Annotated in this window: 24 protein-coding genes and 1 pseudogene; 15 read left to right on the top strand and 10 right to left on the bottom strand. The window is 58.9% G+C overall.

What is annotated here, in order from left to right:
* Nucleotides 1-57: 57 nt before the first annotated feature.
* The 7 genes from M0412_RS21810 to M0412_RS21780 all read left to right on the top strand — a co-directional run bounded on the left by M0412_RS21810 (nt 58) and on the right by M0412_RS21780 (nt 9,016).
* Complete coding sequence (locus tag M0412_RS21810; RefSeq protein ID WP_269702654.1) at nt 58-1,587, top strand: extracellular solute-binding protein; 1,530 nt, start codon at nt 58-60, stop codon at nt 1,585-1,587.
* Nucleotides 1,588-1,658: 71 nt separating this feature from the next.
* Entirely contained in the window at nt 1,659-3,989 is a 2,331-nt protein-coding gene (locus tag M0412_RS21805; protein WP_269702349.1) for an alginate lyase, read from the top strand.
* Nucleotides 3,990-4,006: 17 nt separating this feature from the next.
* Nucleotides 4,007-4,756, top strand: a complete 750-nt coding sequence (locus tag M0412_RS21800) for an SDR family NAD(P)-dependent oxidoreductase (protein WP_142842964.1) — start codon at nt 4,007-4,009, stop codon at nt 4,754-4,756.
* 16 nt (nt 4,757-4,772) lie between these two features.
* The gene (locus tag M0412_RS21795) at nt 4,773-5,942 is read left to right on the top strand and encodes an SGNH/GDSL hydrolase family protein (protein WP_269702347.1); all 1,170 of its coding nucleotides are present in this window, start codon (nt 4,773-4,775) and stop codon (nt 5,940-5,942) included.
* Nucleotides 5,939-6,973 carry a hydroxyacid dehydrogenase gene (locus tag M0412_RS21790; RefSeq protein WP_269702344.1) on the top strand — a complete coding sequence of 345 codons (1,035 nt, stop codon included), beginning with the start codon at nt 5,939-5,941 and terminating at the stop codon, nt 6,971-6,973. The genes M0412_RS21795 and M0412_RS21790 overlap by 4 nt, the downstream gene beginning before the upstream one ends.
* Nucleotides 6,970-7,767 (top strand): sugar phosphate isomerase/epimerase, encoded by a 798-nt coding sequence (locus M0412_RS21785; RefSeq protein WP_269702343.1) that lies wholly within the window; start codon nt 6,970-6,972, stop codon nt 7,765-7,767. The genes M0412_RS21790 and M0412_RS21785 overlap by 4 nt, the downstream gene beginning before the upstream one ends.
* A 1-nt stretch (nt 7,768) precedes the next feature.
* Nucleotides 7,769-9,016: a glucarate dehydratase family protein gene (locus M0412_RS21780; protein WP_269702342.1), complete on the top strand. Its 1,248-nt coding sequence runs from the start codon at nt 7,769-7,771 to the stop codon at nt 9,014-9,016.
* 62 nt (nt 9,017-9,078) lie between these two features.
* Here M0412_RS21780 and M0412_RS21775 read toward each other — a convergent pair whose 3' ends face one another.
* Nucleotides 9,079-9,930, bottom strand: coding sequence for a LysR family transcriptional regulator (locus tag M0412_RS21775; RefSeq protein ID WP_269702341.1), 852 nt, complete (start codon nt 9,928-9,930; stop codon nt 9,079-9,081).
* A gap of 90 nt (nt 9,931-10,020) precedes the next feature.
* Here M0412_RS21775 and M0412_RS21770 point away from each other — a divergent pair, with 90 nt between their 5' ends.
* On the top strand, nt 10,021-11,268 hold the full coding sequence (locus M0412_RS21770; protein WP_269702339.1) for an MFS transporter: 1,248 nt from the start codon (nt 10,021-10,023) through the stop codon (nt 11,266-11,268).
* Nucleotides 11,269-11,375: 107 nt separating this feature from the next.
* Here the strand turns inward: M0412_RS21770 and M0412_RS21765 are convergent, their stop codons facing one another.
* Nucleotides 11,376-12,128 (bottom strand): anti-sigma factor, encoded by a 753-nt coding sequence (locus M0412_RS21765; protein WP_269702337.1) that lies wholly within the window; start codon nt 12,126-12,128, stop codon nt 11,376-11,378.
* Complete coding sequence (locus M0412_RS21760; protein WP_142842971.1) at nt 12,125-12,667, bottom strand: RNA polymerase sigma factor; 543 nt, start codon at nt 12,665-12,667, stop codon at nt 12,125-12,127. Before M0412_RS21760 ends, M0412_RS21765 begins: the two co-directional genes overlap by 4 nt.
* Before the next feature lie 113 nt (nt 12,668-12,780).
* On the opposite strand from M0412_RS21760, the gene M0412_RS21755 reads away from it, so the two are divergent.
* On the top strand, nt 12,781-14,190 hold the full coding sequence (locus tag M0412_RS21755; protein WP_269702334.1) for a S8 family serine peptidase: 1,410 nt from the start codon (nt 12,781-12,783) through the stop codon (nt 14,188-14,190).
* A 100-nt stretch (nt 14,191-14,290) separates the two neighbouring features.
* On the opposite strand, the gene M0412_RS21750 is transcribed toward M0412_RS21755, so the two are convergent.
* Complete coding sequence (locus tag M0412_RS21750; RefSeq protein WP_142842972.1) at nt 14,291-14,704, bottom strand: hypothetical protein; 414 nt, start codon at nt 14,702-14,704, stop codon at nt 14,291-14,293.
* 103 nt (nt 14,705-14,807) lie between these two features.
* Between M0412_RS21750 and M0412_RS21745 the strand changes: the two genes are divergently transcribed.
* The 4 genes from M0412_RS21745 to M0412_RS21730 all read left to right on the top strand — a co-directional run bounded on the left by M0412_RS21745 (nt 14,808) and on the right by M0412_RS21730 (nt 19,583).
* Nucleotides 14,808-16,286, top strand: coding sequence for an SLC13 family permease (locus tag M0412_RS21745; protein WP_237681448.1), 1,479 nt, complete (start codon nt 14,808-14,810; stop codon nt 16,284-16,286).
* 142 nt (nt 16,287-16,428) lie between these two features.
* The gene (locus tag M0412_RS21740; RefSeq protein WP_269702331.1) at nt 16,429-17,646 is read left to right on the top strand and encodes a glycerate kinase; all 1,218 of its coding nucleotides are present in this window, start codon (nt 16,429-16,431) and stop codon (nt 17,644-17,646) included.
* Nucleotides 17,647-17,953: 307 nt separating this feature from the next.
* Nucleotides 17,954-18,904 carry an MYG1 family protein gene (locus tag M0412_RS21735; protein ID WP_269702329.1) on the top strand — a complete coding sequence of 317 codons (951 nt, stop codon included), beginning with the start codon at nt 17,954-17,956 and terminating at the stop codon, nt 18,902-18,904.
* A gap of 160 nt (nt 18,905-19,064) precedes the next feature.
* Nucleotides 19,065-19,583: a hypothetical protein gene (locus tag M0412_RS21730; protein WP_371338333.1), complete on the top strand. Its 519-nt coding sequence runs from the start codon at nt 19,065-19,067 to the stop codon at nt 19,581-19,583.
* A gap of 198 nt (nt 19,584-19,781) precedes the next feature.
* On the opposite strand, the gene M0412_RS21725 is transcribed toward M0412_RS21730, so the two are convergent.
* From M0412_RS21725 to M0412_RS21715, 3 genes are all read right to left on the bottom strand, one after another.
* On the bottom strand, nt 19,782-20,462 hold the full coding sequence (locus M0412_RS21725) for a DUF2161 domain-containing phosphodiesterase (RefSeq protein WP_269702327.1): 681 nt from the start codon (nt 20,460-20,462) through the stop codon (nt 19,782-19,784).
* Nucleotides 20,463-20,832: 370 nt separating this feature from the next.
* A complete protein-coding gene (locus M0412_RS21720; protein ID WP_142842977.1) occupies nt 20,833-22,782 on the bottom strand; it encodes an ABC transporter ATP-binding protein/permease in 1,950 nt (649 codons plus the stop codon).
* Nucleotides 22,783-22,895: 113 nt separating this feature from the next.
* Nucleotides 22,896-23,441: a MarR family winged helix-turn-helix transcriptional regulator gene (locus M0412_RS21715; RefSeq protein WP_269702324.1), complete on the bottom strand. Its 546-nt coding sequence runs from the start codon at nt 23,439-23,441 to the stop codon at nt 22,896-22,898.
* A gap of 148 nt (nt 23,442-23,589) precedes the next feature.
* Between M0412_RS21715 and M0412_RS21710 the strand changes: the two genes are divergently transcribed.
* On the top strand, nt 23,590-23,925 hold the full coding sequence (locus M0412_RS21710; RefSeq protein ID WP_269702322.1) for a cupin domain-containing protein: 336 nt from the start codon (nt 23,590-23,592) through the stop codon (nt 23,923-23,925).
* 27 nt (nt 23,926-23,952) lie between these two features.
* Nucleotides 23,953-24,357 carry a VOC family protein gene (locus M0412_RS21705; protein ID WP_269702320.1) on the top strand — a complete coding sequence of 135 codons (405 nt, stop codon included), beginning with the start codon at nt 23,953-23,955 and terminating at the stop codon, nt 24,355-24,357.
* Between the two features lie 128 nt (nt 24,358-24,485).
* Here M0412_RS21705 and gst read toward each other — a convergent pair whose 3' ends face one another.
* The 3 genes and pseudogenes from gst to M0412_RS21690 all read right to left on the bottom strand — a co-directional run bounded on the left by gst (nt 24,486) and on the right by M0412_RS21690 (nt 25,869).
* Complete coding sequence (gene gst, locus M0412_RS21700; RefSeq protein WP_269702318.1) at nt 24,486-25,184, bottom strand: glutathione S-transferase; 699 nt, start codon at nt 25,182-25,184, stop codon at nt 24,486-24,488.
* Between the two features lie 174 nt (nt 25,185-25,358).
* Nucleotides 25,359-25,654, bottom strand: a pseudogene (locus M0412_RS21695) (hypothetical protein).
* A gap of 35 nt (nt 25,655-25,689) precedes the next feature.
* A complete protein-coding gene (locus tag M0412_RS21690; protein ID WP_142842982.1) occupies nt 25,690-25,869 on the bottom strand; it encodes a hypothetical protein in 180 nt (59 codons plus the stop codon).
* Between the last annotated feature and the right edge of the window lie 4 nt (nt 25,870-25,873).

The raw sequence follows: 25,873 nt of genomic DNA, 5'->3' as shown, positions 1-25,873 counted from the left end.
CACAAGGGAGGAGAACCTGTGAGAGCACTACGAAAAGGCGCGCCCCTACTGGCGTTGATGACAGCCGCAACCCTGTCCCTGCCGGCATTGGCACAGGATACGGGCAAGATCACCGAAGACCCGCTGGAACTGGCGATCCATTTCCACTTCCGCGACAAATACGTCTATTCGGAAAAATGGCCGGTGGAGCAGAAGGCCGCGGAAATCACCAATATTCATGTCCGCAACGTGGCGTCGCTGGCGACCACCAGCAGCCGCGACGCCTTCAACCTTCTGATCGCCTCGGGCAATCTTCCCGATATCGTCGGCGGCGACGCCACCGGCGGCTTGAAGGAAGACTTCATCCGTTACGGGCTGGAGGGCGCATTCATTCCGCTCGACGAGCTGATCGAGGAAAACGCCCCCAATCTCAAGGCGTTCTTCGACAGCCACAAGGAAATCCGCAACGCCATCTCCGGACCGGATGGCAAGCTTTATTTCATTCCCTATGTGCCCGATGGCAAGTTCTCGCGCGGCTGGTTCATCCGCCAGGACTGGCTCGACAAGCTTGGCCTGAAGCAGCCGGAGACACCGGAGGAGGTCTACGAGGTTTTGAAAGCCTTCCGCGACAAGGACCCCAACGGCAACGGCCTCAAGGATGAGGTGCCTTATTTTGCCCGTGAGGAAATCGATGCCGTTCGCCTCATCAATCTGTGGGACGCCCGCGTTTCGGGATCGGAGCGTTATGGCGACTTTGCGGTCTATGACGGAAAACTGCGTCACCCCTGGGCGGAAGAAAACTACAAGACCGGCATTTCCAATGTCGCCAAGTGGTACAAGGAAGGGCTGATCGACAAGGAAATATTCACCCGCGGTGCCCGCTCGCGCGAATATCTCTTGGGCAACAATCTCGGCGGCATGACACATGACTGGTTTGCCAGCACCTCGACCTATAATGACGCCCTGTCACCGAAGATCGAAGGTTTTGCGCTGAAGCCGATGCTGCCGCCCAAGACAGTTTCAGGTGAGCGTTTCGAAGATTCCCGCCGCCTGCGTGTCCAGCCCGTTGGCTGGGCCATTTCGGCGACCAACGAACACCCCGTCGAAACCATCAAATATTTCGACTTCTGGTTCTCGCAGCAGGGCCGCATCCTGTCGAACTTCGGCGTCGAGGGCCTCACTTACGAAATGGTCGACGGCAAACCGCAGTTCAAGAAGGAAATCCTCGATAACAAGGATCCGGTCAATGCCCAGCTATGGGCAGTCGGTGCGGCGATCCCGCGCGGATACTGGATGGATTACGAATATGAGCGCCAGTGGACAAACAAGATCGCGCTTGAAGGCATCGACATGTACGAGAAGTGCAACTGCCTCAAGGACGAGTTCATGGGCGTTTCCCTGAACTCCGAGGAAAAGGCGACCTTCGACCGCTACTGGCCGAGCATCCTCACCTACATGACCGAAATGCAGCAGACCTGGATTCTCGGCGCCCAGGACGTCGATGCCGGCTGGGACGCCTACAAAAAGCGCCTCACCGCCCTTGGTTACGACGAGGTCATCAAGATGATGCAATCGGCCTATGACCGCCAGTACAAGGCGGCGCAATAAACCCTCCGACCATGATGGCGGCTTTGTTGCCGCCATCCTTTCCCATCTGTTTTCATAGGAGTTAGAGCGCAATGCGTCCCTCTGCCCCGGCCATCTCCAGACAGACACTTCTCGATGAACCCCGCCCGGGCTCATTGACCATTGGCTACGAGCCGAGCGAAGAAGCACAGCCGACGGAGAACCCTCCGCGCTTTTCATGGCTACCCGATATCGACGACGGCGCGCGTTACGTGCTGCGCATTTCAACCGATCCCGGCTTTGCGGACAAAAAAACGCTCGTCTTCGAAGATCTCGCCTGGAATTTCTTCACACCGGATGAAGCGCTGCCGGAGGGCCACTATCACTGGTGTTACGCGCTTTGGGATCAGAAATCCGCAACAGCGCATTCCAACTGGAGCGCCGTGCGCAGTTTCGAGATCGGTGCCGCACTGCCAAAAACGCCGCTGCCCGGCAGGTCTGCCCGCCACGCCGCCGCGCAAACCAGCCATCCCCGGCTGTGGCTCAACTCCGGGCAATTGAGCGCCTTCACCGATGCCGTTGCGAAGGACCCCAACCATTGCGGCTGGACCGAGTTTTACGAAAAATCGGTTGAACCATGGCTGCAGCGGCCGGTTATGCCGGAACCGCAGCCCTATCCCAACAACATGCGTGTCGCCACGCTCTGGCGGCAGATGTATATAGATTGCCAGGAAGTGATCTATGCGATCCGGCACCTGGCCATCGCCGGCCGTGTGCTCGAGCGTGACGATCTTCTCGATGCATCCCGCACATGGCTGCTGGCCGTCGCCGCCTGGGACCCGAAAGGGGCGACCTCGCGCGCCTATAATGACGAGGCGGGGTTCCGTGTCGTCGTAGCACTCGCCTGGGGTTATGACTGGCTGTACGACCACCTGAGCGAAGACGAACGCAGGACCGTTCGATCCGTTCTTCTCGAACGGACGCGGGAAGTTGCCGATCATGTCATCGCACATGCCCGCATTCACGTCTTTCCCTATGACAGCCATGCGGTGCGTTCGCTCTCGGCTGTGCTGACACCGGCCTGCATCGCGCTTCAGGGCGAAAGCGATGAGGCCGGAGAATGGCTCGACTATACCGTCGAATTCCTCGCCACGCTCTATTCGCCATGGGCCGGAACCGATGGCGGCTGGGCGGAAGGTCCACATTACTGGATGACAGGCATGGCCTATCTCATCGAGGCCGCCAACCTGATCCGCTCCTATATCGGTTACGACCTTTATCAGCGGCCGTTTTTCCAGAATACCGGCCGCTTCCCGCTTTACACCAAGGCGCCCGGCACCCGTCGCGCCAACTTCGGCGACGACTCCACGCTCGGCGATCTTCCCGGCCTGAAACTCGGCTACAACGTCCGGCAATTCGCCGGCGTCACCGGCAATGGCCACTACCAATGGTATTTCGATCACATCAAGGCCGATGCGACCGGCACTGAAATGGCGTTTTACAATTACGGCTGGTGGGACCTGAACTTCGACGATCTCGTCTATCGCCACGATTACCGGCAGGTGGAAGCCGTGTCGCCCGCCGACTTGCCGGCACTCGCCGTTTTCGATGATATCGGTTGGGCGACCATCCAGAAAGACATGGAAGACCCGGACAAGCATCTGCAATTCGTCTTCAAATCCAGCCCCTATGGCTCACTCAGCCATAGCCACGGCGACCAGAACGCCTTTGTGCTTTATGCCCATGGCGAAGATCTGGCGATCCAGTCCGGTTATTATGTGGCGTTCAATTCGCAGATGCATCTGAACTGGCGGCGTCAGACACGGTCGAAAAACGCCGTGCTGATCGGCGGCAAAGGCCAATATGCGGAAAAGGACAAGGCGCTGGCGCGCCGCGCCGCCGGCCGTATCGTCTCGGTGGAGGAAAAGCCCGGCCATGTTCGCATCGTCGGCGATGCAACCGCCGCCTATCAGGTTGCGAACCCGCTGGTTCAAAAGGTGCTGCGGGAAACCCACTTCGTCAATGACAGCTATTTCGTGATTGTCGACGAGGTGGAATGTTCGGAACCCCAGGAACTGCAATGGCTTTGCCATACACTCGGAGCCCCGCAGACCGGCAGGTCGAGCTTCCGCTACAATGGCCAGAAAGCCGGTTTCTACGGACAGTTCGTCTATTCTTCGGCCGGCACACCGCAAATCAGCGCCGTGGCAGGTTTTCCCGATATCGACCCGAAGGAATTCGAAGGGCTCGACATTCACCACCATGTCTGCGCCACGGTTCCGGCCGCCACCCGGCATCGCCTTGTCACCCTTCTCGTGCCTTACAGCCTGAAGGAGCCGAAGCGCATCTTCAGCTTCATCGATGACCAGGGTTTTTCCACCGACATCTACTTCAGTGATGTCGATGACGAGCGTTTCAAGCTCTCTCTCCCCAAACAGTTCTAATCATACGAGGTTTTCCAATGCAGCGTTTTACCAACAGGACCGTTGTTGTCGCCGGCGCTGGCCGGGATATCGGCCGGGCATGTGCCCTCCGTTTTGCGCAGGAAGGCGCCAATGTCGTTCTCACCTATAATGGTGCCGCAGAAGGCGCGGCCGCGGCCGTCGCCGAAATCGAGAAACTTGGCCGTTCGGCTCTGGCGATCAGAGCGGACCTCACGAAAGCAACCGAGGTGGAGGCGGCCATATCCGCAGCTGCCGACAAATTCGGTGAGATCCATGGCCTCGTCCATGTTGCCGGCGGCCTGATCGCCCGCAAGACAATTGCAGAGATGGATGAAGCCTTCTGGCATCAGGTCCTCGACGTCAATCTGACATCGTTGTTCCTGACGGCGAAGGCCGCATTGCCCAAAATGGCAAAGGGTGGCGCCATCGTCACCTTCTCGTCGCAGGCTGGCCGTGATGGCGGCGGCCCCGGCGCTCTTGCCTATGCCACCTCCAAGGGTGCCGTGATGACATTCACCCGCGGGCTTGCCAAGGAAGTCGGCCCCGATATCCGCGTCAACGCCGTTTGCCCGGGCATGATCTCAACCACATTCCACGACACCTTCACCAAGCCTGAGGTGCGCGAACGGGTGGCCGGCGCGACATCGCTCAAGCGCGAAGGGTCGAGCGAAGACGTCGCCGGTCTGGTTGCCTTCCTCGCATCTGACGATGCCGCCTATGTCACCGGCGCCTGCTACGACATTAATGGCGGCGTCCTGTTTTCCTGATATCCCGGTAAAAACCATGTCCGTGTCGTTACCAAGGGCGAGCCGGATTGCCATTCTCGGCACCTCGCTCGTCCAGCAGAACCATATTGGCGACGCCAGCTCGCTTGCCACATCGGCACGCGGCTGGATGAGCTGGGCCGAGGTCCTGTCGCATGGCAGGCTTTGCTGCCCGGTTCATCACGATCCATCCGTGCCGCCCGGCTGGGAGCCGAGCAACCGGCCCGGTGTCAGCCGGTTCTTTTCCGGCCTCAACTTCGGGGTCTCCGGCCAAAAGGCGGTCGAGATCGAGCGGCGATTGCCACGGTTGCTGCAATCGGATTTCGATCTCGTCATTGTCGATGCCGGTACCAACGACATGATGGTGGAAACGCGCCAGACGATTGCCGACACACGGGCAAGGATTGCTTCGGCCCTGTTCGCCGCCGGCAAGACCGTGATCCTGCTTCCCATTCTGGCGCGCAGCGTCGGGAAATGGCCACCGAGTGGTGCGGAGCGAGCCAAGGCGCACTGGATAAACCGGCGAAGCATCGAATTTGCCGCAAACAACGCCAATTGCCATGTCTTCGACTGGAACGCGGCGTGGGTCGATCCCAACAGCGATTTCGGCGAGCCATATCCCGGCTATTCCGATGACGGAACCCATTTTTCCGTACCCGGCGCGTTTGCCGTCGGAAAGTTGCTGGCGGATTATCTCGAAACGATCGTGCCCCGTGCGCCGGCCCGGCTCCTTTCCAAGGATGATTGCTTCGATCCGGTAAACAATCCAGCCGGCAATCTCGCATCGGATCTCTCGGCCCGGATCGTTACCGAAACGGGTGAGCAGAACCATCGTCTCGGCGGGCAGCTTGTCCACCCCGGCATCGGCGTCTGGGTGGAAGCGATCTGCGACGTGGAGGTGCCGGCCCATGAGGGCGTTCTGGGAATATCGCTGCGACTGATAGATGTCGCAGACGAAGGACAGGCAGTGACAGCGCTCGCACCGTTTCGCGCCGATGACGGCAGGCTTTTTTCCTTTCCGTCGGCACAGTGGCAAGGCGCGTTAAGGACCCCTCCCCTGAAACTGCGGCCGGGCAAAACACCGCCTGCGCTTTTTCTCGATGTAATCCTGAAGTCCGGTTCGCAACCGATCGAGATCGATGTTTCCAAGATCGACATCCGCCCTATTTCAAATCCGGTGCGCGCATGAAACACTATGAGACCAAACCACGCCTGCTGATTGCCATGCGCAGCGAGCTCCCCGAAGGTTTTTTCGGTTCGCGCGAATGGGCGCGGTTGAATGCCATAACGAATATCATTCCGGGTTTTCCCCATACGGATTTCGACACGGCGGAAGGTGCCGAAGCTCTCGCCGAAGCAGATATTCTACTCGCCGCCTGGGGTACGCCGTCCCTCACCCGCGAACGACTTTCACGCGCACCACGGCTGAAAATGCTGGCCTATGCCGCATCGTCGGTGCGGATGGTTGCACCCGCAGAGTTCTGGGAGACGTCCGATATTCTCGTCACGACTGCGGCTTCCGCCATGGCCGTGCCGGTTGCCGAATTTACCTATGCGGCCATCATCATGTGCGGCAAGGATGTCTTTCGGCTGCGGGATGAACACAGGGCAGAGCGCGGCACCGGTGTTTTTGGCAGCAGGCGTGGCAAAAGCCTGGCCCATCTCGGCAATCATGCCCGCAAGGTCGGCATTGTCGGTGCCTCACGCATCGGGCGGCTGGTGATGGAGATGCTGGCGCGCAGCAAATTTGAGATCGTCGTTTACGATCCCTTTCTCTCAGCAGAAGAAGCAGCCTCCCTCGGCGCGAGAAAAACGGAGTTGGACGAGCTTCTCGCATGGTCCGATGTGGTCTCGCTGCATGCGCCGATCCTGCCGGAAACGCACCATATGATCGGCGCGCGCGAACTGGCACTGATGGCCGATCATGCCATCTTCATCAACACCGCGCGGGGTTGGCTCGTCGATCACGATGCATTGTTGGCCGAGGCGCTTTCCGGACGGCTGCGCATCTTGATCGACACGCCCGAACCCGAGCCTTTGCCAACGGAAAGCCCATTTTATGACCTGCCCAATGTCGTGCTCACCCCTCATATAGCCGGGGCGCTGGGTAACGAATTGCGTACACTTTCCGATCTGGCCATTACCGAGATTGAACGCTTTGTGGCGGGTCTTCCGCCCCTTCACCCGGTCCATAAGCAGGATATGGAGCGTATGGCATGAGCGGTTCCAACTATTGTTTCTCGACCCTCGGCTGCTCCGAACTCAGCCTGCATGAGACGGCCGATCTGGCAAACCGCCATGGTGTAACAAGCGTGGAATTGCGCGCACTATCCGGCACCATAGACCTGATCGCCGCGCTCGTTGCCGAGTTCGGCACCCCTGCCCGATTTGCCGCCTTCCTGACCGAACGCAACCTCAGAATTGCCGCTCTCAACACATCCATGCGGCTGTTCGGCAGCAGTAGTCTCTCCGAGCTAGACCCCTTCATCGATTGGGCAGAAGCTGCCAACATCGCCTGTCTGCGGATATTCGACGGTGGCAAAACAATTGGGGCGGAGGAGTTGGATCGCGCAGCGGCGCTGCTGGACGAGTGGCAAGGTCTGCGGCAATCACGCGGGCTGAATGTCGAGCTGATGATCGAAACCCATGATGCGCTGGCCGATTTCGATCAGCTGCTCGCTTTTCTGGAATACGTGCCGACGGCCCGGATATTGTGGGATACCCATCATACATGGGCCAGGGGCACCGATCTCAAAATGCTTTGGCACCACGTCGCAAAAAACGTCGTCCATCTGCACGTCAAGGACAGCACGACCGATAGAGACGGAAAACGGCGCTACGTCTTGCCCGGCCAGGGCGACTTTCCCATCGCGGAACTGCTTTCGTTGCTCCAGCCGGACGAACGGCAAATTCCCCTCAGCCTCGAATGGGAACGCCACTGGCACCCTCAACTGCCACCACTGGAAGACGCGCTGAAGGCTGCGCGCCACTGGTGGCGACAAGGAGTTTCTTGATATGCGCATTGCCGAAATCCACCTCACTCCGGTCGCCATTCCAGACCGGCCATTGCTGAATTGCAAGGGTGTCCATCAACCCCATGCGCTGCGCACCATTATCGAAGTCATATGCGACGACGGCACGACCGGGCTTGGGGAAAGTTACGGAAGCATCAAGGCGCTGGACGGGTTGCGCCGCGCCGCGCCAGCCCTCGTCGGCTTGGACCCGTTTCATCTTCACGAACTGAAATCGCGTGTCATCGCGGCCTTGCCGGGCGGTGGCGGCATCAATGCCAAATCGGCTGTCGCCGATCACAAGCTGACGGATGTGGTTGCCTCGGCCTTCGAGGTCCCCTGCCTTGACATACAGGGCAAGCTGCTCGGCCGGCCGGTTTCAGACCTGCTTGGTGGCGCGGTTCGCACAAGCGTATCTTTCAGCGCCTATCTGTTTTTCAAATTTGCAGGCCATATCGGCGAAGCAGCGGATGAATGGGGGGAGGTTTTGACCCCTGACCAGATGGTCGGCGAAGCCCGGAAAATGGTCGACGCCTACGGCTTTCAATCGCTGAAACTGAAGGGCGGCGTGCTGCATCCCGATCTCGAGATCGAGACGATGCTGAAGCTGCGGCAAGCCTTCCCCCATCACCCCCTGAGGATCGATCCCAATGGCGGCTGGACGGTGGAAACGGCCATCTATATTGCCCGCAAGCTTGAAAATATTCTGGAATATCTCGAGGATCCGGTCATCGGCATGGACCAGATGGCGCAGGTGGCGGCCGCAACCTCAATCCCGCTCGCCACCAACATGATCGTTCTGGAATTCGACCAGATCGCCGACGCCTTCCGTAAAAATGCGGTGCAGATCGTGCTGTCCGATCACCATTATTGGGGCGGATTGCGCGCTTCGACCCATCTCGCAAAGACCTGCGAGACGCTGGGGCTTGGTGTTTCCATGCATTCAAATTCCCACCTTGGCATTACCCTTGCTGCAATGGTGCATGTGGCCGCCGCAACGCCGAACCTCAGTTTCGATTGTGACACACATTACCCATGGACAGGCGTCGATGTGATCGAGGCCACCCCTTTCACATTCCGAAACGGTCGTCTGGATGTGCCGACAGCGCCCGGACTTGGTGTCAGCCTCAATCGGCAGAAGCTCACCGAACTTGCGGCTCTCTATGAGCAGACCGCGATGAAGGAACGCGACGACACAGCCTACATGAAGCTCTTCGACCCCGATTATGAAAGGCGTGTGCCGCGTTGGTAAGCCTGCATGGCCGGAACTCAAGTGGGCGATTTCTTCGCGCTTACGGCCAACCCCACGCCAGATCAGGATGATCGAAATGCCCCGGTGATGCGTCGAAGCACGGCATTCGCACTGTCGCCGGTAACCGTCGAAATCATCACGACATCCAGTTTCGGAAGTTCCGGCAGCACTGGGCTCCTGACCTGCCGCACACCGGCGGAGGCTGCGCTTTGCGCCAGAAGTGCTATGCCAATACCGGCTTCGGCCGCGGCTCCGACCGCCGTGGCACCGGTGCCGACAAACACTTCGCGCCAGGGTATATCCGCCGCCTCCAGCGCCCGAAGGGCCATGGCGCGCAAATTGCAGGGTTCGGGTTGAAGTACCAGCGGCAGTGGGGCGTTTGAGGGCAGATCAAAATCCGCGCTGCAATACCAGCCAAAGCTCTCCTGAAACAGAGGTTCCCCATCCCGGCGGATATCATCGTGCCGCAGCACAACGATCGCATCGAGTTCTCCGGCGTCATAGAGGTCAAGCAGGGTTCGTGTGCCGGCCGTGCGAAGATGAAGCGTCACGCTCGTCTCGCGCTCACTGACCACCCGAAGTATCCGAGGCAGGTCGGCCCCGATCAGATGATGGGTAACGCCGATCGCCAGACGCGTGGGCTCCTGCCCAAAGACATCAAGCGCACGACGACCGGCAGCGACATAGGCGCGTGCCGGCTCCAGAAAGCGTTCGCCTGCAGCCGTCAACCGCACGCGGCGTGGCGTCCGTTCAACGAGGCGATGCCCCAGCAGGTCTTCCAGCCGGCGCAAGCGCAGGGATATGGCCGCCTGCGTCGTATTCATCACGCCTGCAACCCGCGTGAACGACTGCAATTCGGCAACAAGAAGAAAAGCCTCGACGGCTTCAGGATCCAATGAGCGCATGGCTTGCATAACAAACTGTTATCGCTGAAACTTGCAAGCTCGTAATTCCGTCGGTTGAACAGAAAGGTTACTGCACGAAGACCCTGATAGGAGCCTTTCGTGTCGTCACAGATTTCTTTGTTCTCGCCCACGTCCGCGACCGATCCCCGGATCTGGGCAGTCCTTGCCGTGGCGGTCGGAACGCAAACCGCAGGTTCATTCGTATCGCAGGGAATTTACATTCTCGTGCCCTTCTGGCGGGAAGCATTCGGGGTCTCCCTCGCATCTGCCTCGCTTGCCGTGACCGTCATGAACGGTGTGCAGATCGCGACAATGTTCATGCTCGGCCGCGCCATTGATATTCACGGTGAACGTCGCATCGTCGGCATTGCCATGCTCGGCATGGCTATCGCCATGGCCTGCGCTGCGGCATTCGCAGACAGCCTGCCCGCGCTGCTTGTTTGCATCGCGTTTCTTGGCGGCACCTATGCGGCCGTCCAACCGGGCGGCACGCGGGCGATCATGCGCTGGTTCCCGCCTGCCAAACGCGGCATAGCCACAGGGTTCAGACAGGCCGCCGTTCCCTTCGGAACAATGATTGCGGCTGCTCTCCTGCCATTCATGGCGGTCCGCTACGGGTGGCATGCCGCGGCATGGCTTTGCGCCGGTATTTCCATCGCCGGCGCGGCGCTCTTCTGGGGGCTGTATCGTGAGGGGGGCGATTTGGCCGCCAAAACCGAGCGTCCACTGCCTTTGGCAAAACTCGTCCGCATCGTCGGACAGGATCGCAGCTTCTGGCCCGTCTTGCGGCTTGGCATCGCCATGTCCGCTTTTCAATTCACCCTGACCGCACACGCCATCGGCTTCATGGCGGATGGATTGGGCCTCGGCCTCTTTGTCGCTTCTTCGATGTTTGCCGCCACACAGCTTGCGGGCATTCCCGGCCGTATTCTGCTGCCATGGCTCAGCGATCGTTTCCGGCCCGGTCTTCGTGGCCAATCCTTTGGCCTGGTATCCGTCATTGCCGCTGGCGCGGCCACAATCCTGGCACTTCTTCCCGTCGGCACTCCGCCGCTGGTGATCCTCCTGGTGCTCGTCATATTGGGGATATTCGGGATAGGCTGGTTTCCGATTTATCTTCTGCAGATCGCCGAGAGCGCCCCGAAAGGTTCGATAGCATCGACAATCGCCTTCGCGTCCACGATCTGTCTGGCTGTCATGGCAATTGGCCCATACATATTCGGACTGCTGGTCGACAGTTTTGGTTATGGGACAGCATGGGCTGTACTGATCTTACCGGTGGTTGTGACGGCGCTGCCCTTGGCAATCTCGCTGCGCCCCTCGATATCTCAGATCGGCTCATCGTGAACAAGCTTAACCAAGAGATCATTCGAGACGTCGCTGTGCTTTGACAGGGGACGAAGCAAGGGCCTTGGCCAAAAAGGCAAGGCAACTCCGCCGACACGCACTACACCTCATTCGGCCTTCGAAAGCAGCCGTTGCTCCTCCGTTGCGGAAAGTGGACCGCCGGCTTCGATAGACGTCAGATAGGTGTCGATTGTCTCCTGTGAAGACGCCGGAATATAACCGTCAGCCCTGGGTGAAGACAGGGCGAGGCGCGTCACCCATGCGCTATCCGAGCGGCAGGCAACGGCCAGGGTGTTTTCTTCCTGTCGTTTCAATTCGTATTCGCGGCAGAATGCGCCACGGCCATCGACAAAACTTGAAACGATGCGCAGTACTTCGGATTGACCGACTGCGATATCGCCGCCGGACGGTTGATGGTCCAGCGCAGCAGACAATGCATCATTGACCGATGCGCCTGTTTCAAGGCCGCTACGCCCGGCGACAAAACCGCCGACACCGGTAATAATGGCGAGGACGGAGGCCGCAACCGGCATCAACCAGCGCTGCCTGAGGCGGGATATTTCCGGCTTTTCCCGTCCGCGGAAAGTGATGACCTTGGCGCCCTCTATATCGGCATTTTTCGCTTCGGCATCTTCAACCATCCGACGTACCGATGCAGCAAGTGCATCCGGTACCGGTTCATCGATCAAGGGTTTGATCGCCGAGGCTAGCGCCGTCCGCGTGTCGAGGAAAACGGCAAGGCGTTCGGCAAGTGCGTCATCTGTTTCAAGCGCGGTTTCAAGACGAAGGCTGGTCGCCTCGTCAAGTTCGCCATCGGCAAATGCCATCAATGTCTCGTCGTCAAAATGTTCAATGGTCATGCAACGCCGCCTTTCGTATCTGACGAACGTTTCTCGCCCAGACTTATTCCCGTCAGTTCCGCCAGATGTTTGCGGGCCCGCGCCAGCCGGCTCATGACCGTGCCTATGGGAATGGAGAGAACATCGGCCGTATCGCGGTAACTGAGCTCTTCGACGCAGACGAGAACCAGCACTTCGCGCTGCTCCTCCGGCAGTTTCTGCAGGGCCGCCACCACCTCCATCAGTTCCATGCGGGCATGCGTGGCCGCTTCTCCCGAAGGCACCGACACATCATGCGCTTTCTCGATTTCCTCCTGCGGACCAGCGGTCCGGGCACGGCGCAGATGATCGATCCAGAGGTTGCGCAGGATACGAAACATCCAGGCATCGAACCGGGTATCGGGCGCAAAACTGTCGGCAGCAACGATTGCCCGCTCGCAGGCGGCTTGCACCAGATCGTCGGCCAATTCGCGTGAATGGCAGAGCGAAATCGCAAATCGACGCAGGTTCGGCAGGAACTCGACCAGCCGCTGCGGCACTGTGGGCGTTTCATTCATCATGCGATTTGTTTGGCACGGAACGGAATAATCTGTCGAGCCAAACGTCTACCTGAGGTAACATTCCCACATATGTTCGGAATGTTTCGAGTGTAATTTCTACCGGAGATAGACATTTGTCGAAGACTGCACCGCTTCGTTTCCGTTTTTTTATCATTGTCCTCATCGCCGCCTTTTCGCTGGCCGCATTGCCGCTGCTGCAATCGGCGGGCATTGCTCCCGGTATTTCCGCAGCGCTGGCAGACGATGATGATGATGGCGGCAGCGATGACGATGATGGTGGCGGTAGCGGATATGGCGGCTCTTCCGGAGGGGGAGACCGCAGCAGCGACGACCGGCGTCCTCGCGGCGATCTGCGTTCGCTTTTTAGCTGGCCATTCCAGCGAACAGAGCGAAGACCGCCGCAGCGAAGGACCGTCGCCATTCCGGAACGCGCACCCGACAAAATCCTGGCGCTCGACCTCGACGATCCAGCGATTGCAAACCTGACGCAGGAGGGATTTGTCGTTGATGAACGAACGACCATAGCGCTTACCGGCAGTGAACTGGTCAAGCTGACGATACCACGGGGCATGACACTGGATAACGCGCGGCAGGCGGTCATCGCGACAGCTCCCTCGGCATCCGTGGATTTCAACCATTTCTATCAGCCGGAACAGCAGGATGCTTCTTCCTGTTCTGGTGATGGCTGCAGGCTGGTGAGGCATATGGTCGGCTGGCCTCTCGATGGTGGTCAGGAACGACCGGCAAGCTGCGCCGCGCCGTTGCCAATCGGCCTTATCGACACCGCCATAAATGCCGGACACGCATCGCTCGCTGACGCGGCAATTGAGGTCGTTCAGCTTGGTAATGGTGCGGAAGCACCATCGGGTGAACAGCATGGAACCGCAGTCGCCGCCCTTCTGGTCGGAGCCGCGGGCAGCCGTGCGCCCGGCCTCCTCCCCGCCGGCCACCTCGTGGCGATAGATGCCTTCCAGCGCTATCGCAAGACGGCAGATATTGCCGAAACATACGATCTCATCAAAGCGCTTGACGTACTCGCCGCCAGAACAATCCGGATCATCAACCTCAGCCTGAGCGGGCCCGCAAACACGCTGCTTGAAAAGGCGGTGCGCGCGACGATCGACAGGGGCACGATAGTGGTCGCCGCAGCCGGCAATGAAGGTCCGAACGCCAAGCCGGTTTACCCCGCCGCCTATGCGGATGTTATCGCGGTGACGGCCGTGGACAGAAGCATGAAGCCATATCGGCGCGCCGTCCGCGGCGAGCACATCGACATCGCAGCGCCTGGCGTCGGCGTGTGGACGGCCGCCTCCATTTCCGGCGGGAGGCAGAAGAGCGGCACGTCTTTCGCTGCGCCCTTTGTAACGGCGGCGGCCTCACTGCTGCTGGGCGCAAACCCGGACATGCGGCCGAACGACGTTGCAAATGCCCTGGCGCAGTCGGCAAGCGACATGGGCGCACCGGGCAAGGACACGATTTTCGGTTGGGGCCTGCTGAACGCACGAACCTTGTGCCAGAGTTGAGCCTGCCGGCCTCACTTTATTTTGCGTTATCCATGCAGCAGCTCTTATGAAAATGCCCGGCACGAGGCCGGGCATAAACGTCAGATCTTGATGGACGATATCAATCGTCATCATCATCGTCGTCGTTATCGCGGGAGCTGCCGCGGAACCCCCGCCATCCATCGTTGTCATAACGATAGTGGCGGTTGAAGCGACGGTCATCGTCATCGTCGTCGTCGCCATCATCCACCAAAACGATGTGAGAGTGCGCAAGAAGCGGTAGCTGCGGCTGTATCGGCGTGGCATATGCCGGCGATGCTGCAGCCGTGAAGGTTACCGTGGCAAACAGCGCCACGGCGCTTGCGGCAAAAATCTGCCTCATGACGTTTCTCCTTTCGTGTTTCATGTCGGTACCTGCAATGTCGGTACCCGACGAGGAACGCGGCGGACGCGGCTTTATTCCGCGCAAAGACAATTTCCTGAGGCCACCGCCTGCCCTCAAAAACTTGCCTCCGTCGGGAATATTCATCGTCATCGAACGTTCATAACAGGACACAGGGGGAAATTTGTGCCGCGCGGACGGCTCTCCCGATCCGAAACTGCCTTCTGATGACGGCGCGATGCAAAGGAGGCCACTGGTGGCGCATCTCATGTCCTTGCCCACGGCAAATCTGAAGAAAGACCTGCCGACAACCATCATGACCGAGGCTACGATTTCCGTGCGGCGCCTTAAACAGATTGTGGCGATGCTGCTGACTGCCTTCGCCGCCGTGTTGATCTTTCTGGCAATCGACGACCTGACAATGCCGATGCGGGCGACACTCTTCATCTTTTTGTCGGCCATCATCGCCTGGACGATCCTTGAGCTGCCTGAAACGCCGGTTGCCCTGACCGGAGCTATCGCGCTTGCCGTCGTCGGCGCGATACCGGAAAATCTGGTTTACCAGTCACTGGGCAATGACATCATCTGGCTTCTTCTGTCGGCCTTCGTAGTTGCCGGTGTATTACGGCACGTAGGTCTCATCGAGCAGGTAACGGCACGACTGATGCCCAGAATGCGCAGCATAAGCTCCATGTTCTGGATGCTGACATTTCTGACCTTCGCGACCGCCTTTATCATTCCTTCCACCTCGGCCCGGGCCGCCATTCTCATGCCGGTATATCTCGGATTGTCAGGCGCAATCGACAATAGCCGCATTTCCCGTGCCCTCGGGCTGCTCTTTCCCACGATCATTCTGCTTTCCGCCGGCGCATCGCTGATCGGCGCCGGGGCGCATCTGGTCGCTGCCGGGTTCCTGTCACGCCTCACCGGAACGCAACCGGATTTCATCGGCTGGCTGGTACTGGCCGGACCGTTTTCGCTCGTCACCTGCCTGATCGCCTGCGCCATCCTGTTGCATGTGTTTCTCACCAGAGAGGAACGCAACATGGCCCCGGAGAGCAAAGTAGGGCTGACGCGCAGCGCGCCCTTTTCCAGAGAGCAGATCATCGTCGCGGGTGTGGTCTTCTGCACCGTCCTGATGTTTTCCACCCATTCCATTCACGGTGTCGGAATGGCGCTGATCGGCATGGTGGCAGCTCTTGTCCTCTGCATGCCGAACGTCTCCGGCATGACATTGAAGGCAGCCCTGAAAACCGTTGAGTGGAACCTGCTTCTTTTCATGGCCGGCACGCTGGTCATCGGCGAAGCGCTGATCGAGACCGGCACGGCACAGATGCTGGCGGATCGGCTGGTGGCTGTGTTCCGCCAGAGCCTGATCACCGCACCTGTCATCGTCATCTCATTTGCGGTGATTGTCGCCACTTTTTCCCATCTGGTGATCACATCGCGCACGGCACGGGTCACGGTTCTCGTTCCCGCCTTTGCACTGCCACTGTCTGGTCTTGGCGTGGATTCGGCCGTGCTGGTGATGGTGGTGACACTGGCAAGCGGCTTTTGCCAGATGACGATGGTATCGGCAAAACCGGTCGTCCTGTTCGGTGGAATGGAGCCCGCAGCCTTCACTCAGGCCGACCTGCGCAAGCTTGGCTATTTCCTCCTGCCGCCCTTCATTTTCTTGCTCATCTTGTCGGCAATATTTCTTTGGCCGATGCAGGGTCTTTCGCAAAAAATCTAACATAAGCAACTAACTGCAATGAATTAAAGGTCGCGACATGCGACCTTTTTTATTTATCCGACTAATTTTTTTAATCGCTGGAATAAGCGCTGATCCGGCACGTTTCCCCAATGTCACATACTTGTCATGAAAGGATCCTCCCATGCCCTTCCGCGTTGTTGTTGCCCCCTCGGGCTTCAAGGAAAGTCTCTCAGCCGAACAGGCCGCCGATTGCATTGAAAAAGGTGTTCTGCGTGCATTTCCCGGCTCGGAGGTCGTCAAGGCACCCATGGCCGACGGTGGCGAAGGCTTTACCCGGGCATTGATCGGCGCCACCAATGGCACGATCCACCCGGTGACGGTGACCGGCCCGCTTGGACAACCTGTCTCCGCATTTATCGGATTTCTCGGTGGATGCCCCGAGCCGACGGCGGTCATCGAAATGGCCGCGGCTGCCGGCCTCAGCCTTGTTCCGCGTGATCGTCGCAATCCCTGCCTCACCACCAGCTATGGTGTCGGCGAACTCGTGCGCGCGGCACTTGACGGTGGCGCGAAGCGGATATTGCTCGGCTGCGGCGACAGCGGCATCAATGATGGCGGTGCCGGCATGGCGCAGGCGCTGGGCGTTCGACTGCTCGACGCCGGCGGCCGCGACCTCGACCGTGGCGGTGCAGCCTTGGCGAAGCTGAACCGCATCGATCTCGGCAACCGGGATCCACGCCTGTCCGGGGTGCGGATTGACGCCGCCGTGAACTGGCACAACCGGCTTCTCGGGGAGCGAGGTGTCGCCCGCGTTTTCGGGCCGCAGAAAGGCGCGACGCCGCAACAGGTGGAAGAGCTCGCTGCGGCGATGGACATCTACGCAGCACGCATCGAAGACGCCACCGGTCTTGATGTCGGCTCAGCACCAGGTGCTGGCGCATCGGGCGGACTGGGAGCGGCAGTGCTGGGCCTGCTCTGCGGCAAGCTTCATCCCCGCTACGACATTGTCATGCAATATCTCGATATTGATGATTATCTGCGTAACGCCGATCTGGTGATCACTGCCGAAGGAAGCCTCGACGGCCAGACTCCGTTCGGCAAGGTTCCAGCCGAAATTGCCCGCAGGGCCAAGGAGGCCGGCGTTCCCGTGGTTGCCCTTGCTGGTACGATCGGTAAGGGCGTAAGGCTTAATCTCGAATACGGTATTGATGCCTTCGCCTCAATATTGACCCGACCCTGCTCCCTGGAAGATGCGATATCATCGGCACCAAAGCTTCTGGCCCGCGCGGCAGAGGACGCCGTCCGGATGATCATGATCGGGACAACCTTGCGAATAAGGGGACGAGTTCGCGCTCCGTCCTCAATTGGAACCGGTATGCCCGGTTCCCAGTACGCCTGAGGCATTCGCCGGCGCTCGCCCTTGAGCACGGAACCTCTCCCGATATCTCGTCTAAACCGGCGCCGCCATGCGTATTGAGGAATACGCGGCAGCGCCCGTGGGAGGAGACATCACGACGTTTTCCGGCGATTTCGCGCGCCATTGATGCTGTAACTCGCACAGGAAGGCCACACCTATCTGAGAACGTACGGCATATCATTGCTTTTGGTCGCCGTGGCGAATGGCGGGTTGAGATGACGTCCGGCACAGGGTATCAGATGCCCAGCCCCAAAGCGGGACTTCCGTAAGCAACAAGGCGTATCCTGACATGATCCCGGACTTCCTCGTCACCCATTCCGGTGGCTTCCATGCTGATGAACTTCTGTCCAGCGTCGTGTTGACCCGGCTTTTTCCCCAGGCCCGCCTCGTTCGCAGCAGGGCAGCCGAATGGATCACACCCGGCCCGGACCGCATCATCTACGACGTTGGTGGCGCTTATGACCCAGCGGGCGGAATCTTCGACCACCACCAGCGCGGCGCGCCGTTGCGGGACGACGGCCAGCCCTATAGCTCTTTCGGCCTGATCTGGAAGCACTTCGGCCGGGACTATCTTGCCGCCTCGGGCGTCCCGGAAGATCACATCGAAACGGTCCATGCCGCATTCGATACCAGTTTTGTGCTGCCGGTCGATCTGGTCGACAATGGCGCGCTCAGCCCTTCCGTCGCCGGGCCACTTGCTGGGCTAACGCTGCCTGTTTTGCTGGAAACCCTGAAACCTGTTTTTGACGATACAGATCCGGACGCGGACAATCGCGGTTTCCATGCGGCGCTCGCCATTGCCCGCAGCTTCATCGAGGCGAAGATTGCCAACAGCGCTGCAAAATTGCGAGCTGAGGCGCTTGTGAACCGAGCCATCGTGGATGCAGGCGAAGGGCATATTCTGGAACTGCCGGTGGGAATGCCGTTTCGGCCCGCCATCGTGAAGTCGGGCGCTGACCATCTGCTGTTTGTCGTTCACCCCCGCAAAAGCGACTGGTGCCTGACCGGTATCCGTCGCGCCGATGAGGGCTTTGATCTACGGGCGGATCTGCCAGCCGCCTGGGCCGGTCTGACGGACAAGGATCTGGAAGCGGTGTCTGGCGTCGAAGGCGCGAGTTTCTGCCACAACGGCCGGTTTGTCGCAGCGGCGAAAACCCGTGATGCTGCGCTGGCCATGGCGGAGCTGGCAGTGAAAGAGGCTCTCCCCCTTGGCAAGGAGGCGACAGCGATAAAGCCGTGATTTAGCGGCCTGTCCCTGTCGCGTTATTTGCGCGCCAGCTGGCTGTTTTTGTGAAAAGGCTCCATCGGATATCGACAGGCGTAGACTTTGGTGCTCCAAGCAAAGGCGATACCTGACGCATCTCCGTTAATAGACGACAGGCAAATTTCAAGGATCGCCCATGCTCGCTTTCACACACCTTCGTCACGGCACGGCCGTAATGTGCGTCGCCTTCGCCATGCTTCAAGTCGGAAGCGCTGTGGCGGCCGAAACCGATCCCACATTTTATGATGCGGCGCTGTGCAATCCGCCTTACTCAATGACATCTGCGACCGAGATTTACGATGCGGCGGAAAAGCTTGCAAAACCCGACACATCGTCACTAGGCGCGGCAATCTACACGCTTCCGTTTCAGATCGGCCGTGATGGATTTGAAACTGATGAAGTGTTCTTCGCCAATGGCGCGGTCGGCGTTTTGATCAAGGGCCAGCGTGCCGACGATCTGGCAGCGAAATATGATTTGAAGCCAGAAACCTCCGACCTGATGGGCACGTCCAGCAAAGGCTATGCGCGGGAACTTTCGCAGGACCTGCAGCCCCCGGAAGGTCTGGCAGGCCCCGGAAAAGTCTCCATTGTCGCCCGGGAAGGTGACGCTCTTGGCGGTAAAACCCTGTTGGCTTGCGAATTCGCCCCGGGCTGAATATCAGCGCGCGAACTGCCAATGCCACCGCCTTGCTTCTGGCGATCATGGCAGAGAATGAGCCGTAAATCCGTCAGGCAGCCGACGTCGATGCCGTTTCAGGCCTCCGCTTAAGCGGCTGTTCCATTGTGATGGCTGCGCCATATCTCTTGCAGATAGCCATCGACGTCTCAGCTTAGGGTCTGTCACTGAATAAAATCAGTCTGGAATGGCGGCTGTCGCGGACATGTCCTGCTGCGGCCACCGCTGCAGAGCTTCCCGCCCGGCGTCGGTCAGGTCATAAACTCCCCGATCGAGCCGTTCAAACCAGCCATAGACATTCGAAAGCAAAATTTTTCCGGCATCCGGTATGCTGGACCTGACCTGGCGCACACGCAGCGGCCCCGATGCCAGCGCCAAAGCGCAGCCGAGCGCCTGCTGGCGGTAAGCCGTCATGATCGGTGCCCGGGTGCTTCCGCCGACCGCCGGATCTCCGCGTCGCCTCTGGTGTTCACGCATGAGCCGCGAACGCCGCTTCGGATTGGTTCGCGGCATCGGTGATACGGAACCGACGACAACGCTGACATCACCGCTATCAGAAATCCCGAGCATGCCGATCCCGAGCCTGCGGCAAAGATCGCGGTAGCGTTTGTCGGCCTCCCGGCCCCTGCCCCTGGCTGAAATTCGGGCCGCAATCCAGATCTCATCTGCAATAGCTGCACGATCGACAGCCTGCAGGATGAGCTCCAGGTTGAAGCTGAGCTTCAGCTCGCAGATCACGACAACGGGCGGATCATCATCGCTCAAACCGACGAGGTCGCAACCGCCGACCTCACCTTTGACAGTGTAACCTGCCTTTTCAAGAAAGCCTTTGACGGGCAGATAAAGCGAAGTTTCCATGTGCCTGCAGGATCAAGTGATTATCCTGCCCCAAATACATCGTTCCACCTGCCCAGGACAACCTTTATAGCCGCCGACGCTGTTACAAATCGTCAGCACTGGCGACCGCCACCCATAAATTCTCCCAGAGGAGTGGATTTCCTGCGGCGCTTCTGGAGATGCTGGAAGCCTATCTGACCACCGGCGAATAGCATTATTTCATCAAGGTGGCAGTGGGTGGAACCACGGGCTATGAGCAGTTTCTGCGTCGCAAGCTTCCGAGCGCGTAGTCATTCCCGCTCCTGCTTTGCACTCAAATGTCTAAAGTGCACATTGTCGGTGGTGCCGGATGCCGCACTCGACAAAGGTGGTATCCGGAGGCACAAGGTGCTCACCTGCGTTTGACCATGCGCCGAAGCAGGGAGCGGGACCTGCCCTTGCGAGGAGCGAGGTGGATATCGCTGACCAGTTTTGCGCCGCCCTCCCGACGTTCCAGCGTTATCTTTCGGCTGTGGAAAGCTTCCAGTTCGGCACGATGCGCCACACTGACGATCGTGGCATCGGGCAATTCATCGATCACCGTCTGCATCATCCTGTCCTGGCTCTTTTCATCCAGGGCCGCGGTTGCTTCGTCCATGACGATGATGTCAGGATCGTTCAGCAAAAGGCGCGCAAAGGTCAGCCTTTGCTTTTCACCGCCCGACAGCGTCTGGTCCCACGGCGCCTCTTCTTCCACCTTGTCCTTGAGGTGACCAAGGCCAACCTTGTCGAGGGCTGCCCCTATCTCTTCGAGGGTCCAGCTCTCGGCCGCCTGCGGATAACAAACCGCTCGACGCAGCGTGCCCGACGGAATGTATGGACGCTGCGGCAACATGAAAAGCCGACTGCCAGCGCGAAAGCTCACGTCGCCACCGCCCCATGGCCACAGGCCGGCGATTGCGCGGACAAGCGTGCTTTTGCCCGATCCGGATTCCCCCGCAACCAGCACCCTCTCTCCCGGCCCTATTTCGACATCCGTCTCCTTGACAACAGCGGTACCGTCACCCAGCGAAACGGAAACATCCTTGAGGCTGAGCATTGTTTCGCCCTCCGTCTCACCGCGCACGATCCGTCCGAGGGTGTCGCTCTGTTCGGCCCGCTCGAGACCATCAAGCGACATCATCAAAGATGCGACGCGCCGTGCGCATGCATTCCAGTCGGCCAGCCGGGGATAGTTATCGACCAGCCAGCCAAAGGCGGATTGAACGATGGTGAATGCCGATGCGGATTGCATGACTTCGCCAAGAGACATGCTTCCGTCGAGAAACTTCGGCGCGCAAAGCAGAACCGGCACGACGGGAGCAATCAGCATCGACCCATGCGACACGATCGTTGTGCGCATATATTGTTGCGCCATCAGCCGCCATTGCCGTCGAACATTGCCAAACCTCTTGTCGAGGTCGCTCCGTTCCTCCTCTTCGCCGCCAAGCAGGGCGATACTCTCGCCATTTTCCCTGACGCGCGTCAGCGTGTACCGGAATTCCGCCTCCAGCTGGTTCTTGACCTCAGACACTCGAACGAAGTTCCGGCCAATCAACGCTATGGAACTGGATGTAATGACGGCGTAGATCACTGCCGCGACCACGAGAAAGCCGGGTATTGTAATCCATACTCCTGCGACCGACAGCGTCAACGCCCCGCCAATTGTCCACAGGACAACGATAAAGGTGGAAGCCGACACGAACGCGGCAATGACACCTGCGACAAAATCCACCGGCGCCTCGGTGGCGATCCGTGTATCCTCCGATAGCCTCGCCTCAGGATTTTGGTGATCGCCGTCGATCAGATTGAGCTGATAGTAACGGCCATTTGCGATCCATCGCGCCACCAGCAGCTTCGTCAGCCATGAACGCCAGCGACGCTGGATCAGCATTCTTACATAGACCTGCGACGTCACGATCAGAACGCTTCCGAGGACGAGCGGCGGAAAGATGGATCCAAGAAAATAGACGGTAGATGCGTCCCTCTTTTCAATCGCATCAAAAATCCCGCGATTCCAGATATTGATGCCATATTGGAAACCGACATTTATGCCGATCATCGCCAGCAGCCCGAGCGAGAACGGCCACGCCAGCCCATCACCACGGCGGCTCCAGTAACCGCGCGCGCTGATCCAGAAGCGCTTCAGCAGATATCTCTTTCGAGCCTGCTCGGCCTCCTCCGGCGTCAACCCGGAAGCGGGCTCTATTTCCTCGGGCGGGAGTGGATCATCCATGTCACGATCATCGGTCGTGGGCGCGTTTTTCGCACCATTCTGGCCGGTGCCATCGACCGGTTTCGGATTTGCGTCAGCATCGGTCATGGATGCTTAAACGAACGGCGGTTTGAAAGGTTTCACGGCTGCGTGGCGGGTCGCGACAAATGGTTTCGCCGATACATATCTTCAGCGGTACCTGCTAAAATCCGCACCGAAAACTACAATCGAGACTCGATATCCAGCACCAGCTTTTTCAGCAGCGCAGCAAGATTTTCGCGCTCCTGCGGGCTGAGGCCCTGCAGGAAGTCCACCTCGCTTGCCATGTCTTCGCGAAACGCCTTTTCGGCCAGCTCAATGCCGGCCGGCGCAAGGCAGACGACGACACTGCGCCCATCAAGCCTAGACTTTCTGCGCTCGATGAGCCCGGCCTTTTCCAATCGGTCAAGCCGGTGCGTCAGGCCACCCGAAGAGAGCATCAGCGTTGTGTACATCTCCGTCGGCGTCAACTGGTAGGGCGGTCCCGACCGTCTTAATGTCGCGATAACATCGAACTCGCCACGATCAAGGCCGAAGCGGGCAAACGTCTCTTCGATAGACGGCGCCAGAAGGTTGCTCAGCCGTTTGGCGCGTCCGAAGATGGCCATCGGCTCCGTATTGATATCGGGCAGCTCCTGCGCCCATTGGCCACGCAGACGGTCGACATGATCTTCCCTGTCAGTTTCAATCGTCCGATCCGTCGTCGCGTCCGGCATCGCCTGCTTCATCTCATCACCCCATCACCACTCTGAAAACCATATACGGCTTTACCTCTTCCGTGAATATATCTTTGCGAGAAGATAGATATCTTGACAGGAAGATAAATCCTGCATATATCTTCTCGCGAAGATAGTTTTGTCTCAGGGAGGAGATCAGATGTTTTCAATCCGCCGTCATCAGGAACCGAAAGCTGGCGAGAGCCGAACGGTACGTTATGAAGGATGCGAATACGGAAGCGGCGTATCCATCTTTCTCGTCAGCGCCGATCCGGGTCGTGGCCCTGATCTGCATGTTCATCCCTATCCGGAAACATGGGTCGTTCGAAAAGGCGAGGTCGAATTCACCATCGGCGACAGCCAGGCGCGTGGTTCATCCGGCGACATCATTGTCGGACCTGCCAATATCCCCCACCGCTTCGAAAATATCGGCGCTGACCGGCTGGAGATCATCTGCATCCATCCGAGTGAGACCTTCCAGCAGACTATTCTGTAATCCCTTTCCACCATGAGGAGAAAGACAATGGCCAAGATGATTTTCCTGAACCTGCCGGTGAAAGATCTGGCTGCCTCAACCGCCTTCTATGAGGCAATCGGCTGTACGAAGAACGAGCAGTTCTCCAACGAAGTCGCAAGCTCGATGGTGTGGTCGGAGACCATCACCTTCCAGCTTCTGCAGCATGATTATTATAAAACCTTCACCACCAAACCGATCGCCGATGCCCACACAACAAATGGCATGCTGATCGCCCTTTCGCGCGACAGCCGAGACGAGGTCGACGCCATGGTTGAGGCCGCGGCAAAGGCCGGCGGGCAAGCGGATGTTCGAGAGCCGCAGGATTTAGGTTTCATGTATCTCCGCACCTTCGCCGATCCCGATGGTCACGTATTCGAGCCCGCCTACATGAATTTGGGCGATGACGGCTGACCTGTGATCGGCATTTCGGGCACTATAATTCGGGTGCTGTCACGCCTTTGCCGGCCCCGCATGACTCTCCAAAAAACTCTGCCGCGCGGACACCATACCGCGCAGCAGATTGCCAGATATATTTGCGCTTAGCCCGTAACTTTGCGGAGTGATTTTTCAATCTCTCCTCCGCAATAAGCATCACCATAGTCTTCGAAACTCCGGCGGCTCAAGGCGGCCAGCGGAGCTGTAGCCCCCACCCGACTGGAAAGGGCCCAGATGACTGGCGAAGTATCTTCGATAATGCCTTTAATGACTGGAAAGCGGTCAGCCATCGTCGTCCACAGCAGGGCGGTAACGATATCTGCGACGCCGGCTTTTTCCGTTCCAAGCATAAACCCGGAGTGAGCGGTCAGACCGTTTCTTGCCCCGGTATCTTCAAAAATGCGCAGCCACTTCTGCAAACGCGGGACGAACTCCTGCCATTTTTCTGGCGTCCACATCTCGCGCCCGCCATTGAGTGTCAGCTCATCAAGGACGTCATTGGCATCGTTCACCACCTTGGCACTGAGCGCGCGGCCCTCAGCCGCCGCGGGCAGGATATCCAGCCGCTCACCCAGATAGATGGCTATTGCCGGCATCTGAGAGATTGCGAAATTGTGCTGGCGATCCATCAGGACCGGCGGCCCCATGAAAGCTATCGGCTGTTCTCCCACCTCACGATGCATAATATCGTCTATCGCATCGGCACCATGTTCATCCCAGGAGCACCCGCCATGGGCCAGAATTCCCCTGATGAACTGGCCTCTGAACGGAACTGGCCAGTAATATAGGTCGAAATCGCTCATATCGTCCTCCTGCTCATTACGCAAACCACTAACGGCACTGGCTATCGCCAGTTCCACCACGGCGCCCCTGTAAGGAAAGACGGGTCGATGCACGCAGCCGTCGGCTCGATGTTCTAACGCATTGCTGACGATGACAACCAGGCGCGCCTGGGCTCAGAGCTATCAGCCGCGACTTCAATCCTTTGGTTCGAAGATCACGCGTATCAGGGTTCCGTCAGTCGCCGCGGCGCTGATTGCGCCTGCAATCAACCGGAGCGGTCCGCGCGCGACAAGCGTTTCCGGCAAAGGCGTTTTTTCAGGACCTGGATCGATAAAGGCTGAACACTCGTCATCCGAATTCAGCATCGCCATGAAAGATGTCGTGACAAGGTGCTGGCCGCAGTGGCACATCGCAGAATATACGAGCCGAAATGGATGACAGATTCGGTTTCGTCCAATCCGCACGAGGTGCAGGCCAGCATGGTGTTCATTGCAAAACAGATCCCGAGCGCATCTGACGGTGCCCCTATGACGCAGCGGCCAAAATGACCGCAATAGCGAGCAGCAACGGACCCATCCACCTGAAGTGACGAACCACCGGCGGCTGTGTCGGATTTTTCGATAGGGGCAGATGACCGAAACCTACGGCGGTCATCCACAGACCGGCGCAAAACATGATGAATTCGTCGATATAGGCGGCGATCATGATT

The sequence above is a fragment of the Agrobacterium sp. O3.4 genome (assembly GCF_041414895.1).
Taxonomy (GTDB): domain Bacteria; phylum Pseudomonadota; class Alphaproteobacteria; order Rhizobiales; family Rhizobiaceae; genus Agrobacterium; species Agrobacterium cucumeris.
Note: the sequence above shows the minus strand (reverse complement) of the source record. Positions and strands in the feature narration are given on the sequence as shown.

Excerpts from the sequence above, each read along its gene's own strand:
- M0412_RS21720 (WP_142842977.1), bottom strand. The coding sequence starts at position 22,782 with ATGACCGATGCTGACGCAAATCCGAAACCGGTCGATGGCACCGGCCAG.
- M0412_RS21795 (WP_269702347.1), top strand. The coding sequence starts at position 4,773 with ATGTCCGTGTCGTTACCAAGGGCGAGCCGGATTGCCATTCTCGGCACC.
- M0412_RS21800 (WP_142842964.1), top strand. The coding sequence starts at position 4,007 with ATGCAGCGTTTTACCAACAGGACCGTTGTTGTCGCCGGCGCTGGCCGG.
- M0412_RS21765 (WP_269702337.1), bottom strand. The coding sequence starts at position 12,128 with ATGACCATTGAACATTTTGACGACGAGACATTGATGGCATTTGCCGAT.
- M0412_RS21810 (WP_269702654.1), top strand. The coding sequence starts at position 58 with ATGACAGCCGCAACCCTGTCCCTGCCGGCATTGGCACAGGATACGGGC.
- M0412_RS21760 (WP_142842971.1), bottom strand. The coding sequence starts at position 12,667 with ATGATGAATGAAACGCCCACAGTGCCGCAGCGGCTGGTCGAGTTCCTG.
- M0412_RS21805 (WP_269702349.1), top strand. The coding sequence starts at position 1,659 with ATGCGTCCCTCTGCCCCGGCCATCTCCAGACAGACACTTCTCGATGAA.
- M0412_RS21715 (WP_269702324.1), bottom strand. The coding sequence starts at position 23,441 with ATGAAGCAGGCGATGCCGGACGCGACGACGGATCGGACGATTGAAACT.
- M0412_RS21780 (WP_269702342.1), top strand. The coding sequence starts at position 7,769 with ATGCGCATTGCCGAAATCCACCTCACTCCGGTCGCCATTCCAGACCGG.
- M0412_RS21690 (WP_142842982.1), bottom strand. The coding sequence starts at position 25,869 with ATGATCGCCGCCTATATCGACGAATTCATCATGTTTTGCGCCGGTCTG.
- M0412_RS21725 (WP_269702327.1), bottom strand. The coding sequence starts at position 20,462 with ATGGAAACTTCGCTTTATCTGCCCGTCAAAGGCTTTCTTGAAAAGGCA.
- gst (WP_269702318.1), bottom strand. The coding sequence starts at position 25,184 with ATGAGCGATTTCGACCTATATTACTGGCCAGTTCCGTTCAGAGGCCAG.
- M0412_RS21775 (WP_269702341.1), bottom strand. The coding sequence starts at position 9,930 with ATGCAAGCCATGCGCTCATTGGATCCTGAAGCCGTCGAGGCTTTTCTT.
- M0412_RS21785 (WP_269702343.1), top strand. The coding sequence starts at position 6,970 with ATGAGCGGTTCCAACTATTGTTTCTCGACCCTCGGCTGCTCCGAACTC.
- M0412_RS21705 (WP_269702320.1), top strand. The coding sequence starts at position 23,953 with ATGGCCAAGATGATTTTCCTGAACCTGCCGGTGAAAGATCTGGCTGCC.
- M0412_RS21790 (WP_269702344.1), top strand. The coding sequence starts at position 5,939 with ATGAAACACTATGAGACCAAACCACGCCTGCTGATTGCCATGCGCAGC.
- M0412_RS21750 (WP_142842972.1), bottom strand. The coding sequence starts at position 14,704 with ATGACGATGAATATTCCCGACGGAGGCAAGTTTTTGAGGGCAGGCGGT.
- M0412_RS21730 (WP_371338333.1), top strand. The coding sequence starts at position 19,065 with ATGCTCGCTTTCACACACCTTCGTCACGGCACGGCCGTAATGTGCGTC.
- M0412_RS21735 (WP_269702329.1), top strand. The coding sequence starts at position 17,954 with ATGATCCCGGACTTCCTCGTCACCCATTCCGGTGGCTTCCATGCTGAT.
- M0412_RS21740 (WP_269702331.1), top strand. The coding sequence starts at position 16,429 with ATGCCCTTCCGCGTTGTTGTTGCCCCCTCGGGCTTCAAGGAAAGTCTC.
- M0412_RS21710 (WP_269702322.1), top strand. The coding sequence starts at position 23,590 with ATGTTTTCAATCCGCCGTCATCAGGAACCGAAAGCTGGCGAGAGCCGA.